Source organism: Streptomyces sp. NPDC005302, from assembly GCF_040607345.1.
In the GTDB taxonomy this organism is placed as follows: Bacteria; Actinomycetota; Actinomycetes; order Streptomycetales; family Streptomycetaceae; genus Streptomyces.
Genome location: NZ_JBEXGN010000009.1, coordinates 155385 through 170506, shown reverse-complemented (window position 1 = coordinate 170506; position 15122 = coordinate 155385). Strand labels below are relative to the sequence as shown.

Genomic DNA, 15122 nt, shown 5'->3' with positions numbered 1-15122 from the left:
CCTGTCCCGTCGCCCGTGCGGACGGCGTCCGGAGGAGACGAACCGGTGCGCCGCCCTGATGCCCGGCCTCGGCGGCTCCTCGGCGGGCACGCGGGCGGCCGGTCTCAGGACTCCGCGCCGTCCGCCCCCGCGGCGGGCCCCCCGGGGCGGGGTCAGGCCGCCGGGCCCCGCGTCCCTCCGGTGCCCCCGGTGCCCCCGGTGTCACCCTGCCGGATCGTCTCCGCCGCCTGGCGGAGTTCGTCGAGCACGGTCCGTACGGCCTTGCGGGCCGCGCGTTCGGGGCGGTGGAGGACGTCGATGCGCCGGACGGCGTGGACGCCTGCGAGGGGTCGCAGGACCACGGCGGGATGCGGGCGGGTGGTCCAGCGGGGCATCAGGGCGAGCCCGCCGCCCGCGGCGACCGCCTCCGCGACGACCGCGAACTCGTTGATGCGGTGGACGATGTCGAGCCGCCGGTTCGCGGCGGTCGCGATCGCCTCGATGGTGGCCATCAGCGGGAAGCCGTCGTGCACGGTGATCCAGGGGCGGCCCGCGACGTCCTCCGGGGTGAGGTGCTCCCGGCGGGCCAGCGGATCGTCGGCCGGCAGGGCGACGTCGAGCGGTTCGCGCAGCAGTGTCGTCGTGGTGACCGTGCGCGGCCAGGGCGCCGCCTGGCCGAGATGGTGGGCGAGGACCAGGTCGTAGTCGCGCGTGAGCCGGGGGAACCGGTCCTGGGCGACGTCCTCGTCGGCGAGCGAGAGCCGCGGCGCCCCAGGCGTCCGGCCGCGCAGCAGCACCGGGAAGAACGTGGAGGCGGCGCTGTGGAAGGCAGCCACGGACACCTGGCCGGCCGGCTCGTCCACGAAGTCGTCGACGGTGTGCCGGGCGCGGGCCAGCGCGGTCTCCACCTCGATCGCCGCACCGGCCAGCGCACGCCCCGCCTCCGTGAGCACCAGCCGCCGTCCGTCCCGCTCGGTGAGCGGAACCGGCAGGGCGCGCTGGAGCAGCCGCAGGTGCTGGGAGATGGCCGAGGGGGTCATCAACAGCGCCTCGGCCACGGCGGTGACACTGCCCAGCTCCCCGAGTTCCCGCAGGATCCGCAGCTGTCGCTCGTTCATCCGGGCATCGTAGTTGTAGTGATGCTTCAAGGTTCTTGAAGAAGGTGACTCTGTGCTTCAGCGTCAGCCTGCGGGAGCGTGTGGGCGTGTCCCGAGTCCGCAGCACCGACGCGGTGCTCCTCCTTGTCGCCGCCGTCTGGGGTTCCAGCTATCTGGCCGCGAAGACCGCCACCTCGGCGCTCCCCGTCCTGCTCGTCCTGTTCGCGCGCTACGGCATCTCCGCCGCCGCCTGTGTCCTCCTCGTCGGCCTCGGGAAGGGGGCGGGCCGCTGCACACGGGACGAGCTGCGGCTCGGTTCGGTGCTGGGGGTCACGCAGGCCGCGATCCTGGTCCTGGAGACCTACGGCGTCGCCCACACCAGCGCGGCGAACGCGGGCCTGATCATCAGCCTCACCGTGGTGCTCACCCCGTTCCTCGACCGTTCGGCGGGGGCGCCGGGACTGCCCCCGCGCTACTTCGCCGCGACCGGCCTGTGCCTCCTGGCCGTCGGGCTGCTGGTGTCGGGCAACGGCTTCCACGAGCCGCGCGTGGGCGACCTGTTGATGCTCGCGGCCGCGCTGGTCCGCGCCGCCCACGTGGCCCTCGTGGGACGGCTCACCGCCCGTCGGCCGGTAAGGCCCTTGCAGATCACGGCCGTTCAGACGGTCGTCGGCACCGTCCTGTTCCTGGTGCCCGTCGCGGGCAGTCTGCCGCGGCTCGGCGGGGTCGGCGTGGCGGGCTGGGCTCAGCTGCTCTATCTCGCCCTGTTCTGCAGCGTGTTCGCGTTCCTCGCCCAGACGTGGGCGGTGCAGCGCGGCTCCGCCAGCCGTGCCAGTCTGCTGCTGGGCACGGAGCCGGTGTGGGCCGTCGCCGTCGGCATCGGGCTGGGCGGCGAACACCTCACGGTGCTCACCGCTCTCGGTGCCGTACTCATGGTCGCGGGAACCTACTGGGGGCAGGCCGTCGAACGCGACTTCAGAGCCTCCGCGCCGCCGGAGGTACCCGGCCCGAGGACGACGGAACCGACGGCCGTGTGACCGGTCCGGCGGCCGTCCCGGCGCCGGCTACTCGACCCCGATGAGCAGCAGCGCGCCCTGCCGCCCGCCGCGGTACACCACGGTGTCCACGGCCAGGTAGGCCTCCCGCACCCGGGCCTCGAGGCGGGTGGCGACGGCGTCGGGGGTCTCGTCGCCGAGAACCAGGGTGACCATTTCGCCGCCGGCGGCGAGCATGCGGTCGAGGACGGTCTCCGCCGTGGTCGTGACGTCGGCGCCGATGACGGCGACGTCGCCGTCGATGAGGCCGAGGACGTCCCCGGCCTGACAGATCCCGGCCATGGTCCAGGACTGCCGTTCGGCGACGGCGACTTCGGCGTAGCGGGTGGCTCCCGCGGCCGAGGTCATGGCGACGACGTCCTCGTCGAAGCGGCGTTCCGGCTCGTGCACGGCGAGCGCCGCGATGCCCTGCACGGCGGAGCGGGTGGGGATGAGCGCGACCCGGACACCCTCGGTGCGGGCCTGTTCGGCGGCGGCCGCGGCGGTGTGGCGCAGGTCGGCGTCGTTGGGCAGCAGCACCACCTCGAGCGCGTGGGCCCGTCGTACGGCCTGGACGAGTTCGCCGCTGGCCGGGGGCTCCCCGGGCCGGGCCAGCACGGTCGTCGCCCCGGCCTCCGCGTACAGCCCGGCCAGACCCTCGCCGGGCACGACGGCCACGACGGCGCGCTGCGCCCGTTCCCTGGGCGGACGTCCCGCTCCCCCGGCGTGGACGTCTCCGAGCCCGAAATGGGTGATGCGGATGCGGTGGGGGCGCCCCGCCTCGACGCCCGCCTCGACGGCGGCACCGGCGTCGTCCACGTGCACGTGGACGTTCCACAGCCCGTCGCCGCCGACCACCACGAGGGAGTCGCCGAGTCCGTCGAGCCGCTCGCGCAAGCGGTCCACGGCGGCGTCCCGTGCCTCCAGGAGGTAGATCACCTCGAAGGCGGGACCGCTCTCCCCGGCCGCTCCGTCACCGCAGGCCTCGGTCTCGGCGCCGTCCGTCCCGTCCGGCGTTCCGTCCGGCGTCCCGTCGGCGTGCGGCGGGAGGGCGGCGGACCCGGTGGCCTGCTGCCTCGGCGCCTCGCCCGTGAACGTCTGCACCAGCGCCGACAGGAGCGCCACCAGGCCCCGCCCGCCGGCGTCGACCACTCCGGCCCGCTCCAGCACCGCCAGCTGCCGGGTCGTCGCGGCCAGCGCGACGCCGGCGCCCTCGTAGGCCGCCCGTGCGACGCTGCCGCAGTCCCCCTCGGCGCCGGCGGCCGCCTCGGCGGCGGCCGTCGCGACGGTGAGGACCGTTCCCTCCACGGGGTGGGCGACGGCCTGGCGTGCCGACTCGGCCGCGTGCCGCAGGGCCAGCCGCAGGCCCGGGCCGTCGGTGTGGGCGCTCTCACCGTCGGCCGCGAGGACCTGTGCCATGCCCCGCAGCAGCTGCGCCAGGATGGTCCCGGAGTTGCCCCGGGCGCCGATCAGGGCTCCGTGCGCCATCGCCCGTACGGCGTCGGCCAGGGGCGGGGGCGCCGACGCGGCGGCCATCGCGTGGCCCGCGAACACCGCCTCGACCGCGGCGGCGGCCGACTCCAGGGTCAGATACAGGTTGGTGCCGGTGTCCCCGTCGGCCACCGGGTAGACGTTGATCGCGTCGATCTCCTCGCGCGCGCGACCGAGGGCCTCCAGCGCGAGCCCGCACCAGGTACGCACCGCGAGAGCATCGAATGTCTGCGGTCCCTGCGGCACCTGCGCCTCCTTGAGCGGCTGGACGTGGGTCGCAGCGTAGTCCCAGCAAGGGTTACTGCCGGTAGCGGGCCCTGTGAGGGGTGGGCGGGAGGTCGGCCGGGCCATGGTAGTTTCGTTCTCCGGACGCAGTCGTTGTATGCTGCTCCAGTTGCCCGATCCACTCGGGCCATCCCCCTGGCACCGCCACTCAGATCCTAGATCTTGATTCCGGCATGCAGGGATCAACCGTAAGTGCATCTGAAGTCTTTGGAGTGACCCGTGGCTGCCAACTGCGATGTCTGCGGCAAGGGGCCGAGCTTCGGCAACAACATCTCGCACTCGCACCGTCGTACGTCCCGTCGCTGGAACCCGAACATCCAGCGCGTCCGTACCGTTGTGAGCGGGACGCCGAAGCGCGTGAACGCTTGCACCTCGTGCATCAAGGCCGGCAAGGTCACGCGCTGACAACCGCCAGCGCGCGGCCACTGCTGGTTCGCTTGCACTGAACCCGTCCACCTTTCCGGTGGGCGGGTTTCTTGCTGTCCGGGACCGCCGGCATCCGCCGGCATCCGGACGGCCCGGGATGCCCCTACGCCGTACATCCCGGTACGCGGAGGTGCGGCGCACGCCCTCGGGCGCACACCGCACGGACTCCGCCACCCGCTCTCAGGACTCGATGTCCCCGAAGTGGTCCCAGCCGCCCTTGCTCGTCCAGGGGGCGCCGTCCACGGTGACCTGGGGAAGAGCCGACGGGTTGAGGACCTCGCCGATCACCTTCCAGCGCGCGGGCAGCTTCACGTCCGGCGGGAACGTCGCGACGATCGCGTGGTCCTCTCCGCCGCTCAGCACCCACTGGATGGGGTCGACGCCGACGGCCTGCCCGATGTCGTTCATCTGCGACGGCACGTCGATGTCCCCGGAACGGACGTCGATGCGCACCTTGCTCGCCTCGGCGATGTGCCCGAGGTCCGCGATCAGACCGTCGCTCACGTCCGTCATCGAGGTCGCGCCGAGTCCGGCGGCCGCGGGGCCCGCGTGGTACGGCGGTTCGGGGCGGCGGTGGGCCTCCACGAACGCGCGCGGCGAGCGGAACCCGCGGGAGAGCACCGCGAAGCCGGCCGCGGACCAGCCCAGCCAGCCCGTCACCGCCACGACGTCACCGGGCTGGGCGCCACCCCGGGTGACCGGCTCGTGGTTGCGCAGATCACCGAGCGCGGTGATCGCGACGGTGATGGTCTCGCCCCGTACGACATCGCCGCCGACCACGGCCGCCCCCGCGACCTGGCACTCGTCGCGCAGCCCGTCCATCAGCTCGGACGGCCAGGTGGCCGGGAGTTCGGCGGGCACGACCAGGCCGAGCAGCAGCGCGGTCGGCACGGCTCCCATCGCGGCGATGTCCGCGAGGTTCTGCGCGGCGGCCTTGCGGCCGACGTCGTACGCCGTGGACCAGTCGCGGCGGAAGTGCCGTCCCTCCAGGAGGATGTCGGTGCTCGCCACGACCCTGCGGTCCGGCGCTGCCACCACCGCGGCGTCGTCGCCGGGGCCGACCCGGACCGCCGGGGTGGTGGTGAGACGCGAGGTGAGCTCTCGGATGAGCCCGAACTCCCCCAACTCGCCCACGGTGCCCTTCATGATCGTCCTGCTCCCTCTGTCGCTGCTCGTGCCCGGTCGCGAGCGGTGTCCGTACTCGGTACGGTCGAGTTGACCGTCAACTTGTGCCGTCCCTGCACCCCGGCGCGCAAGCCCCAGTCACCGCGGGTCTCCCCGCGGCGTGCGGCAACGCGATACCGTGGCGTTCCTTTTCCCCACATGATCCTCGTGGCCGCCCTGGAGGTTCCGTGGTACAGGCGTACATCCTGATCCAGACGGAGGTCGGCAAAGCGTCGACCGTCGCCGAGACGATCAGCAAGATTTCGGGGGTGATCCAGGCCGAGGACGTGACAGGACCGTACGACGTGATCGTGCGGGCCCAGGCCGAGACCGTGGACGAACTCGGCCGCATGGTGGTCGCCAAGGTCCAGCAAGTGGACGGCATCACCCGCACCCTGACCTGCCCGGTCGTTCACCTGTAGCCCCCGTCTACCCTTGGCCGGTGAACTTCTTCCGTCACCGGCACGCCGCTCTCCTCGGGCTGCCCGTCATCGCGGTTCTGACCGCGATCGCGGGCTGCTCCTCAGCAGACGACAACGCGTCCGCCGCGGTTCCGAACCCGGGGCGGAAGGCCACCGGGTTGTGCCAGAACCTGGACAAGGCGCTGCCGCGGACGTTGGACGGCCGCAGCCGTGAGGACCCGGAGCCCCGGTCCGCGCTGACCGCGGGCTGGGGAAGCCCGGCGACGGCGATCATACTGCGCTGCGGTGTCGAACGGCCGCCGAAGATGACCGACCCGAAGGTAGCCTCGGGCAACGACCCGAAGGCGGTCGGCGGCGGTGTGAACGGCGTCGACTGGCTGATGGAGAAGCAGGACGACGGGTCCACCCGTCTCACCACCGCCCTGCGCACGACGTACGTCGAGGTCACGGTCCCGAAGGGCGACGACGTCTCGGGCGTACTGGTCGGGCTCGCGGCCTGCGTCAAGAAGGCGATCCCCGTGGGGATCGCCGACTGACACCGCGGTTCCGCGCAGGGCTCAGCGCAGGCCCGTCGAGCGGCGCAGCGCCGCCTGGACGAGGCGGTCGACCAGCTCCGCGTAGCCCACGCCCGTCTCCTGCCACATGCGCGGGTACATGGAGATCGGCGTGAAGCCGGGCATCGTGTTGATCTCGTTGATCACGAACTCGCCGTCCTCGGTGAGGAAGAAGTCCGCGCGGACCAGGCCCTCGCAGGAGGCGGCGTCGAAGGCCTCGACGGCGAGCCGGCGGACCTCGGCGGTCTGCTCCTCGGTGAGCGGCGCGGGCACGATCCCGTCGGCCGAGTCGATGTACTTGGCCTCGAAGTCGTAGAAGGAGTGCGACTGCACGGGCGGGATCTCGGCGGGGACCGAGGCGCGCGGGCCGTCCTCGAACTCCAGGACACCGCACTCGATCTCGCGGCCGCGCAGCAGCGCCTCCACGATGATCTTCGGGTCGTGCCGCTGGGCCTCCTCGATCGCCTCGTCGAGGCCGGCGAGGTCGTCGACCTTGGTGATGCCGAACGAGGATCCCGCGCGCGCGGGCTTCACGAACAGCGGCCAGCCGTGCTCACCCGCGAAGTCGACGATCTTCTTGCGGGCGGCGGACTCGTCCTGCTGCCACTCGCGGGGCCGGATCACCACGTAGGGGCCCACCTTGAGGCCGAACGAGGTGAACACCCGCTTCATGTAGTCCTTGTCCTGGCCGACGGCCGAGGCGAGCACACCCGAGCCGACGTAGGGGACGCCGGACAGCTCCAGGAGGCCCTGCAGGGTGCCGTCCTCGCCGTACGGGCCGTGCAGCACCGGGAAGACGACGTCGACCTCGCCGAGCGCCTTGGGGACCGAACCGGGTTCGCTGTAGACGACCTCGCGGTTGGACGGGTCCACGGGGAGCACCACGCCGCCCTCGGTGGACTCGGCGAGCTGCTCGACGCTCGGCTGCTTCCGGTCGACGATCGCCATGCGCTCCGGGTCGTCCGCGGTGAGCGCCCACCGGCCGTCCTGGGTGATGCCGATCGGCAGGACGTCGTACTTGGCACGGTCGATGGCGCTGAGGACGGCGCCGGCCGTGACCACGGAGATCCCGTGTTCGGAGCTGCGGCCGCCGAAGACGACAGCCACGCGCGGCTTGCGACGCGGCTGCTCAGGGCTCTGGGTGAGGTTCTCGGTGCTCATATCGGGTTGAGAGTACCCGGTGGTCGTGCGGTGAGTCAGCGCCCCACGACGGCCGTTGCTGAGCGTCGTACCGGCCGTTGCGGAGCGTCGCCCACCCGGCGGTGTGCCGGGGCCCGTTCAGCGCCGTTCGGGCTTGGCGCTGCGGGACATCAGCTCCTTGAGGGCGACCACCGGAGGCTTGCCCTCGTGGACGATGCCGACCACGGTCTCCGTGATGGGCATGTCGACGCCGTGGCGGCGCGCCAGATCCAGCACGGACTCACAGGACTTGACGCCCTCGGCGGTCTGCCGGGTGATCGCGATGGTCTCCTGCAGCGTCATGCCCCGGCCGAGGTTGAGGCCGAAGGTGTGGTTGCGGGAGAGCGGCGAGGAGCAGGTCGCGGCGAGGTCCCCGAGGCCCGCGAGGCCGGAGAACGTCATCGGGTCGGCGCCCATGACGAGTCCGAGGCGGGTCGTCTCGGCGAGACCGCGGGTGATGAGCGAGCCCTTGGCGTTGTCGCCGAGTCCCATGCCGTCGGCGATGCCGACCGCGAGGCCGATCACGTTCTTCACGGCGCCGCCGAGTTCGCAGCCCACGACGTCCGTGATCGTGTACGGGCGGAAGTACGGCGTGTGGCAGGCGGCCTGCAGCCGGCGGGCCACCGACTCGTCGGCGCAGGCGACGACCGCCGCGGCGGGCATCCGCTGGGCGATCTCCTTGGCGAGGTTGGGTCCGGAGACGACGGCGACGCGGTCGGCGGGGACCTTGGCGACCTCTTCGATGACCTCGCTCATCCGCTTCACCGTGCCGAGTTCGACGCCCTTCATCAGGGAGACGAGCACGGTGCCGGGGGCGAGCAGCGGCACCCACTCGGCGAGGTTGGCGCGCAGGGTCTGGGACGGCACGGCGAGCACGGTGAAGTCGGCGTCGCGCGCCGCCTCCGCGGGGTCGGCGGTGGCCCGCAGGTTCTCCGGGAGTTCGATGCCCGGGAGGTAGTCCGGGTTCATCCGCGTGGAGTTGACCGCTTCGGCGAGTTCGGGGCGGCGGGCCCACAGGGTGACGTCGCACCCCGCGTCGGCGAGCACCATCCCGAAGGCCGTGCCCCACGATCCGGTCCCGAAGACGGCTGCCCTGACCGGGTTGCTCACGTGCCCTGCTCCTCTTCCTGCTGTGCTTTCGCCCGGGCCGCGGCCCTGCGGCGCTGCGCGATACGCACCTCGCGGGGGTCGTACACCTTCTCGGGCGCCTTCTCGCCGCGGACCAGCTCCAGCTGCGCGGTGATGGCCGCCATGATGACCTCGGTGGCCTCCTTCAGGAGGTCCGGGCTCATCTCCTTGTCGTAGAAGCGCGAGAGGTCCACCGGCGGGCCCGCGAGCACGTGGTGGGTCTTGCGCGGAAGGAGGTTGGGCTTCTTGGCGTAGGGCGGGAGCAGTTCGTTGGCGCCCCACTGGGCGACGGGAATCACCGGGCACCTGGTCTGCAGGGCCACCCGGGCCGCGCCCGTCTTGCCGGTCATCGGCCAGCCGTCGGGGTCACGGGTGAGGGTGCCCTCGGGGTAGAAGGCGACGCACTCACCGCGTTCCACGGCGTCGATGGCGGCGCGGAAGGCGCTCAGCGCGTCGGTGCTCTCGCGGTAGACGGGGATCTGTCCGGTACCGCGCATCGCGGCGCCGACGAATCCCTTCCGGAAAAGGCCGGCCTTCGCCAGGAAGCGCGGAACACGCCCCGTGTTGTACTGATAGTGCGCGTACGCGAAGGGGTCCACATGCGAATTGTGGTTCACCGCGGTGATAAATCCGCCCTCGGCCGGAATGTTCTCCATTCCGCCCCAGTCCCGCTTGATCAGAACCACCAGCGGCGGTTTGCAGAGAACCGCTGCGAAGCGGTACCAGAAGCCGATTCTGCGGCGGGGCACGCGGACACCTTCCTCTTGGGCCTGGGGGGCCGCACAAGTGTCGCCCCAGGCCGCCTGTCTGTCGAGAACACCGTACGCCCCGGCGTCCGCACCGCCAGGGTCGGCGGGTCACAATAAGGCGTGACGAGAGAGGGCGGAGTGCTCGTGCGGTGGACGGTGGTCATTCCCCTCAAGCCCTTGGCGCGGGCCAAGAGCAGGCTGGCGGACACGGCCTCCGCGGGACTGCGCCCGGCCCTCGCCCTGGCGTTCGCCCAGGACACCGTGGCGGCGGCGCTGGCCTGCGAGGCGGTCGGGGATGTGGTGGTCGTCACGGGCGATCCGCTGGCCGGGCGGGAGCTGGCCGCGCTGGGCGCGCGCATCGTCGCGGACGAGCCGGGCGGCGGCCTCAACGCGGCACTGGCGCACGGAGCGGGGACCGTACGCTCCCGGGACCCCGGAAGTGCCGTCGCCGCCCTGAATGCGGACCTGCCCGCTCTGCGCCCCGCGGAATTGGCCCGGGTACTGCACGCGGCGGCCGAATTCCCGCGCGCATTCCTGGCCGATGCGGCCGCAATCGGGACGACACTCCTGGCCGCTTCCCCGGGTCTCGAATTGCTCCCGGCTTTCGGCACCGATTCCCGGGCCCGCCATCGTGCGTCGGGTGCCGCGGAACTCCGTCCCGACGCCGTGGATTCCGTACGGCAGGACGTGGACACCGGGGACGATCTGCGGGCGGCGCTGACGCTCGGGGTGGGACCGCGCACGCTCGCGGCGGCGGCCCGGCTGCTGATTCCGAAACAGTAGGCGGCGGGTTCGCGCCGAAGCGCTGGGCCGGCCGGGGGGGGTCCCGCACCCCGCGAACGGCCTGTGCCCACGGCGCGGATCCAGCGGATTCAGGGGGAGGCATCGCGTCCCGCTCGGCCGTCGGGAGCGCCGCCCGGGGGTCAGTAGGCTGCCCCCATGCAGGCGACCTCGTACACGTACGACCCCGAGACCCGCAGCGGACAGGTGCTGCTCGACGACGGCACTCCGGTGCCCTTCGACGGGGCGGCGTTCGACGCCGGCGGGCTGCGGCTGCTGCGGCCCGGGCAGCGCGTACGGATCGAGACCGAGGGCGAGGGCGAGGGGCGCCGGATCACGCTGATCACCCTGCAGACGTTCTGAGAACGCCGCGGGCCGGGCTCCCGAGGGGAGCCCGGCCCGGCGCGTGAGGTATTCCAGCGCCCTGCTTCTAGCGGGCGGTGGCCTTCTTGGCGGTGGTCTTGCGCGCCGTCGACTTCTTGGCGGGGGCCTTCTTGGCCGTCGCCTTCTTCGCCGGGGCCTTCTTGGCCGTCGCCTTCTTGGCGGTGGTCTTCTTCGCCGTGGCCGCCTTCTTGGCGGTGGCCGTGGTCTTCTTGGCGGTGGTCTTCTTCGCCGTCGCCGTGGTCTTCTTCGCGGCCGCGGTGGTCTTCTTCGCGGTCGTCTTCTTGGCGGTGGCGGCCTTGCGCGCCGTCGCCGCCTTCTTGGCGGTGGTGGCCTTCTTGGCCGCGGCCTTCTTCACCGTCGCCGAAGCGCCGCCGGACAGGCTGCCCTTCGGGGCCTTCTTGACCGCGACGTCGTTCTTCGGGAGCTTCTTCGAGCCGCTCACCAGGTCCTTGAAGCCCTGACCCGCGCGGAAGCGCGGCACCGAGGTCTTCTTGACCCGGACACGCTCTCCCGTCTGGGGGTTGCGGGCGTAACGAGCCGGACGGTCGACCTTCTCGAAGGAACCGAAGCCGGTGACCGAGACCCGGTCCCCGCCGACGACCGCACGGACGACCGCGTCCAGTACCGCGTCGACCGCGTCGGCGGCCTGCTGACGGCCACCGACCTTGTCGGCAATCGCTTCTACGAGCTGCGCCTTGTTCACGTCTTCCCCTTCGGAGACATTGCCCGAACGAATGCGTTCAAGCTTTTTCGCACGTTAGGCAGATATATACCGCAAATCAAACACGAAACGGGCTAATCACCCTTGTGCCGCAACGAACTCGGACCGCAGCGGAGTTCCTCAGCGTTCCTCTTCGGGGAATCGGCCCTCGTCGAGGTCGTTGGTGAACCGCTCCAGACGCCTTGTCGCATCGGCGAGATCGTGCTTGGCCGCAGCCGTAATGACCAGCAGCTTCCGGGCCAGCGCCATCCGTACGCCCTCCGGGACTTGCAGTGCGCGCACTCTTGTGTGCGCTTCCTTGAGTTGGGCGGCGACTGCCGTGTAGAGCTCGAGTTGGCCGTCGCGTTCCATGCACAGATTGTGCCATCTGGGGCGAGTTGTCGCCTGCGCAGGGGGTAACTGCCGCCTCCCGAGGGCCTCCTGGCGACGCCGGCCGGAAGCTGCTCCACAGGGCGCGTACCCAGGCAAACTCCCTTGTAACTAAGGGAGTTGACAGGTGTCACGGGGGTGAACGAGGGGCCTTCGAGGGCGGATACAGCTGTACCCCCAACCGTCCACGATTGGGGGTACAGAGGGGTGTTGCGGGTGGCTGAAATCAGTCTTGCCCCGGCCGCGGAACGGCCCTCGGGTCAGACTTGGAGCGTCTTCGGCTTGTGCGAGGGCCGCTTGGCCTCGTACGTGGCGATGTCGCCCTCGTTCTGGAGGGTGATGGAGATGTCGTCCAGCCCGTTCAGCAGCCGCCAGCGGGCGTTCTCGTCGAGTTCGAAGGCGGCGGTGATGCCTTCGGCGCGCACCTCGCGGGCCTCCAGGTCGACGGTGATCTCGGCCTGCGGGTCCTTCTCCACCAGCTCCTGGAGCGCGTCCACGGTCTTCTGCTCCAGAACCACGGTGAGCAGGCCGTTCTTGAGCGAGTTGCCCCGGAAGATGTCCGCGAACCGGGACGAGACGACGGTCTTGAAGCCGTAGTTCTGCAGGGCCCAGACGGCGTGCTCACGGGAAGAGCCGGTACCGAAGTCGGGGCCCGCCACCAGGACCGTGGCGCCCTTGCGCTCGGGCTGGTTGAGGATGAAGGACGGGTCCTTGCGCCAGGCCTCGAAGAGGCCGTCCTCGAAGCCGTCCCTGGTCACCTTCTTGAGCCAGTGGGCGGGGATGATCTGGTCGGTGTCGACGTTGCTGCGGCGCAGCGGGACGGCCCGGCCGGTGTGCTTGGTGAATGCTTCCATGGCTCTCAGACTCCAGCGGGCACGGGGGCGTCGGACAGGTCGGCCGGCGAGGCGAGGTGACCGAGAACGGCGGTCGCGGCCGCCACCTGCGGCGATACGAGGTGCGTACGGCCGCCCTTGCCCTGCCTGCCCTCGAAGTTGCGGTTCGAGGTGGAGGCGGAGCGCTCACCGGGGGCCAGCTGGTCCGGGTTCATGCCGAGACACATCGAGCAGCCCGCGTGCCGCCATTCGGCGCCGGCCTCCTTGAAGACCACGTCCAGGCCCTCGGAGACGGCCTGCAGACCGACCCGCGCGGAGCCGGGGACGACCAGCATCCTTACCCCGTCGGCGACTTTGCGGCCCTCGACGATCGAGGCCGCGGCCCGCAGGTCCTCGATACGGCCGTTGGTGCACGAACCTACGAAGACGGTATCGACCTTGATGTCCCGCAGCGGCTGTCCGGCGGTCAACCCCATGTATTCCAGGGCCTTTTCGGCGGCGTGGCGCTCCGAAGCGTCTTCGTACGAAGCCGGGTCGGGGACGGCCGCCGAAAGCGGCGCGCCCTGGCCCGGGTTGGTGCCCCAGGTGACGAACGGCGCCAGCGAGGCGGCGTCGATGACGACCTCCTCGTCGAAGGTGGCGTCGTCGTCGGTCCTCAGGGTCTTCCAGTACGCGACGGCGGCGTCCCAGTCCTCGCCCTCGGGGGCGTGCGCGCGGCCCTCGAGGTAGGCGAAGGTGGTCTCGTCGGGGGCGATCATGCCCGCGCGGGCGCCGGCCTCGATCGACATGTTGCAGATGGTCATCCGGGCTTCCATCGACAGCTTCTCGATGGCGGAGCCGCGGTATTCCAGGATGTAGCCCTGGCCGCCGCCGGTGCCGATCCGGGCGATGATCGCGAGGATGAGGTCCTTGGCGGTGACACCGTCGGGCAGTTCGCCGTCGATGGTGATGGCCATCGTCTTCGGGCGGGCCAGCGGCAGCGTCTGGGTGGCCAGCACGTGCTCGACCTGCGAGGTTCCGATGCCGAACGCCAGGGCGCCGAAGGCTCCGTGCGTGGAGGTGTGGGAGTCGCCGCAGACCACGGTGGTGCCGGGCTGGGTCAGGCCGAGCTGGGGGCCCACCACGTGGACCACGCCCTGCTCGACGTCGCCCAGGGAGTGCAGGCGCACACCGAACTCGGCCGCGTTCTTGCGCAGCGTCTCCAGCTGGACCCGGGAGACCGGGTCCGCGATGGGCTTGTCGATGTCGAGGGTCGGGGTGTTGTGATCCTCGGTGGCGATGGTGAGGTCGAGCCGCCGCACCGGACGCCCCGCCTGACGGAGGCCGTCGAAGGCCTGCGGGCTGGTCACCTCGTGCAGCAGGTGCAGATCGATGAAGAGGAGGTCGGGCTCGCCCTCGGCGCGCCGGACGACATGGTCGTCCCAGACCTTCTCCGCGAGTGTCCTACCCATCGCTTTCCCTCCGGCCGGCCTGTGTGGCGCCGGCCCAACTAGAGATTTCCGAGGCGGCAGACGTCCGTACCCCTCGTCCGGACGTCGTCCGCCCGGCCCGTTGGTCCGCGGGCCGTTGTGTCTACAAGGGTGGCGCGTTCCACCGGAAATTGAACTTGCGTTTCACAGAGTGAGACGCGAGTATCGTTTCATGGACAACAGTAGCGGCGTCGGCGTTCTGGACAAGGCAGCCCTTGTCCTGAGCGCTCTGGAGTCCGGTCCGGCCACCCTCGCGGGCCTGGTCGCGGCGACCGGACTGGCACGGCCCACGGCACATCGCCTCGCCGTGGCACTTGAGCACCACCGCATGGTGGCGCGTGACATGCAGGGCCGGTTCATCCTCGGCCCCCGTCTCGCCGAGCTGGCCGCGGCCGCCGGCGAGGACCGCCTGCTCGCGACGGCGGGCCCGGTGCTCACGCATGTGCGGGACATCACGGGCGAGAGCGCCCAGCTGTACCGCCGCCAGGGAGACATGCGTATCTGCGTCGCGGCGGCCGAGCGCCTGTCGGGTCTGCGGGACACCGTGCCGGTGGGCTCCACCCTCACCATGAAGGCCGGCTCCTCCGCGCAGATCCTGATGGCCTGGGAGGAGCCGGAGCGGCTGCACCGCGGCCTCCAGGGCGCCCGCTTCACCGCGACCGCCCTGTCGGGAGTACGACGCCGCGGCTGGGCCCAGTCGATCGGCGAGCGGGAGCCGGGTGTCGCGTCCGTCTCCGCTCCGGTCCGCGGTCCCTCGAACCGCGTGGTGGCCGCCGTCTCGGTCTCCGGTCCGATCGAGCGCCTGACCCGTCACCCGGGCCGGATGCACGCCCAGGCGGTCATCGACGCCGCCGGGCGGCTCTCCGAGGCCCTGCGCCGCACCGGCTGATCAGGCTTCCCTCTCCCCTTGTTCCCCTAGTTCCCTGGTCCTCGTGTTTCTCGCTCTCCGGGACGGGCCGGCCCCAACGCCGCGGCAGGCCCGCCCCGGAGCACCGAACTCGCGACGACGGAAACCGAGTTGGCGCCACCGTCACGAGAACGGCCCCGAAGCACCGAGG

17 protein-coding genes are annotated in these 15122 nt (G+C 71.5%); 7 read left to right on the top strand and 10 right to left on the bottom strand.

Features of this window, described 5'->3' with window-relative positions; translation table 11 throughout:
- Window positions 1-152: 152 nt before the first annotated feature.
- Window positions 153-1097, bottom strand: a complete 945-nt coding sequence (locus ABZT74_RS16210) for a LysR family transcriptional regulator (protein ID WP_356435489.1) — start codon at window positions 1095-1097, stop codon at window positions 153-155.
- A gap of 86 nt (window positions 1098-1183) precedes the next feature.
- Here ABZT74_RS16210 and ABZT74_RS16205 point away from each other — a divergent pair, with 86 nt between their 5' ends.
- Window positions 1184-2113 carry a DMT family transporter gene (locus ABZT74_RS16205; protein WP_356435486.1) on the top strand — a complete coding sequence of 310 codons (930 nt, stop codon included), beginning with the start codon at window positions 1184-1186 and terminating at the stop codon, window positions 2111-2113.
- Between the two features lie 27 nt (window positions 2114-2140).
- Here the strand turns inward: ABZT74_RS16205 and ABZT74_RS16200 are convergent, their stop codons facing one another.
- Window positions 2141-3847 carry a DAK2 domain-containing protein gene (locus tag ABZT74_RS16200; RefSeq protein WP_356435483.1) on the bottom strand — a complete coding sequence of 569 codons (1707 nt, stop codon included), beginning with the start codon at window positions 3845-3847 and terminating at the stop codon, window positions 2141-2143.
- Between the two features lie 258 nt (window positions 3848-4105).
- On the opposite strand from ABZT74_RS16200, the gene rpmB reads away from it, so the two are divergent.
- A complete protein-coding gene (gene rpmB, locus ABZT74_RS16195; protein WP_153288410.1) occupies window positions 4106-4291 on the top strand; it encodes a 50S ribosomal protein L28 in 186 nt (61 codons plus the stop codon).
- Window positions 4292-4492: 201 nt separating this feature from the next.
- Here the strand turns inward: rpmB and ABZT74_RS16190 are convergent, their stop codons facing one another.
- Window positions 4493-5458, bottom strand: a complete 966-nt coding sequence (locus ABZT74_RS16190) for a thiamine-phosphate kinase (RefSeq protein ID WP_081219628.1) — start codon at window positions 5456-5458, stop codon at window positions 4493-4495.
- 206 nt (window positions 5459-5664) lie between these two features.
- Here ABZT74_RS16190 and ABZT74_RS16185 point away from each other — a divergent pair, with 206 nt between their 5' ends.
- Both ABZT74_RS16185 and ABZT74_RS16180 read left to right on the top strand, forming a co-directional pair.
- Window positions 5665-5898, top strand: a complete 234-nt coding sequence (locus ABZT74_RS16185) for an Lrp/AsnC ligand binding domain-containing protein (RefSeq protein WP_164374121.1) — start codon at window positions 5665-5667, stop codon at window positions 5896-5898.
- A 20-nt stretch (window positions 5899-5918) separates the two neighbouring features.
- On the top strand, window positions 5919-6434 hold the full coding sequence (locus ABZT74_RS16180) for a DUF3515 domain-containing protein (RefSeq protein WP_356435480.1): 516 nt from the start codon (window positions 5919-5921) through the stop codon (window positions 6432-6434).
- Between the two features lie 21 nt (window positions 6435-6455).
- On the opposite strand, the gene ABZT74_RS16175 is transcribed toward ABZT74_RS16180, so the two are convergent.
- The 3 genes from ABZT74_RS16175 to ABZT74_RS16165 form a co-directional block, all read right to left on the bottom strand.
- Window positions 6456-7613, bottom strand: a complete 1158-nt coding sequence (locus ABZT74_RS16175; RefSeq protein WP_356169694.1) for a D-alanine--D-alanine ligase family protein — start codon at window positions 7611-7613, stop codon at window positions 6456-6458.
- A 117-nt stretch (window positions 7614-7730) separates the two neighbouring features.
- Window positions 7731-8741 (bottom strand): NAD(P)H-dependent glycerol-3-phosphate dehydrogenase, encoded by a 1011-nt coding sequence (locus tag ABZT74_RS16170; RefSeq protein ID WP_355867808.1) that lies wholly within the window; start codon window positions 8739-8741, stop codon window positions 7731-7733.
- Window positions 8738-9508 (bottom strand): lysophospholipid acyltransferase family protein, encoded by a 771-nt coding sequence (locus ABZT74_RS16165; protein ID WP_355867805.1) that lies wholly within the window; start codon window positions 9506-9508, stop codon window positions 8738-8740. The genes ABZT74_RS16170 and ABZT74_RS16165 overlap by 4 nt, the downstream gene beginning before the upstream one ends.
- A gap of 144 nt (window positions 9509-9652) precedes the next feature.
- Here ABZT74_RS16165 and cofC point away from each other — a divergent pair, with 144 nt between their 5' ends.
- On the top strand, window positions 9653-10291 hold the full coding sequence (cofC, locus tag ABZT74_RS16160; RefSeq protein WP_356435612.1) for a 2-phospho-L-lactate guanylyltransferase: 639 nt from the start codon (window positions 9653-9655) through the stop codon (window positions 10289-10291).
- A gap of 156 nt (window positions 10292-10447) precedes the next feature.
- Window positions 10448-10651, top strand: coding sequence for a hypothetical protein (locus tag ABZT74_RS16155; protein WP_081219622.1), 204 nt, complete (start codon window positions 10448-10450; stop codon window positions 10649-10651).
- A 67-nt stretch (window positions 10652-10718) separates the two neighbouring features.
- Here the strand turns inward: ABZT74_RS16155 and ABZT74_RS16150 are convergent, their stop codons facing one another.
- The 4 genes from ABZT74_RS16150 to leuC form a co-directional block, all read right to left on the bottom strand.
- Window positions 10719-11375, bottom strand: coding sequence for an HU family DNA-binding protein (locus tag ABZT74_RS16150; RefSeq protein WP_356435477.1), 657 nt, complete (start codon window positions 11373-11375; stop codon window positions 10719-10721).
- 138 nt (window positions 11376-11513) lie between these two features.
- Window positions 11514-11744 (bottom strand): hypothetical protein, encoded by a 231-nt coding sequence (locus ABZT74_RS16145; RefSeq protein WP_164374128.1) that lies wholly within the window; start codon window positions 11742-11744, stop codon window positions 11514-11516.
- 278 nt (window positions 11745-12022) lie between these two features.
- Window positions 12023-12616 (bottom strand): 3-isopropylmalate dehydratase small subunit, encoded by a 594-nt coding sequence (gene leuD / locus ABZT74_RS16140; protein WP_355867797.1) that lies wholly within the window; start codon window positions 12614-12616, stop codon window positions 12023-12025.
- A 5-nt stretch (window positions 12617-12621) separates the two neighbouring features.
- On the bottom strand, window positions 12622-14046 hold the full coding sequence (gene leuC / locus ABZT74_RS16135) for a 3-isopropylmalate dehydratase large subunit (protein ID WP_355867794.1): 1425 nt from the start codon (window positions 14044-14046) through the stop codon (window positions 12622-12624).
- Window positions 14047-14236: 190 nt separating this feature from the next.
- Here leuC and ndgR point away from each other — a divergent pair, with 190 nt between their 5' ends.
- Complete coding sequence (gene ndgR / locus ABZT74_RS16130) at window positions 14237-14953, top strand: IclR family transcriptional regulator NdgR (RefSeq protein ID WP_355867791.1); 717 nt, start codon at window positions 14237-14239, stop codon at window positions 14951-14953.
- The last annotated feature ends 169 nt before the right edge of the window (window positions 14954-15122 follow it).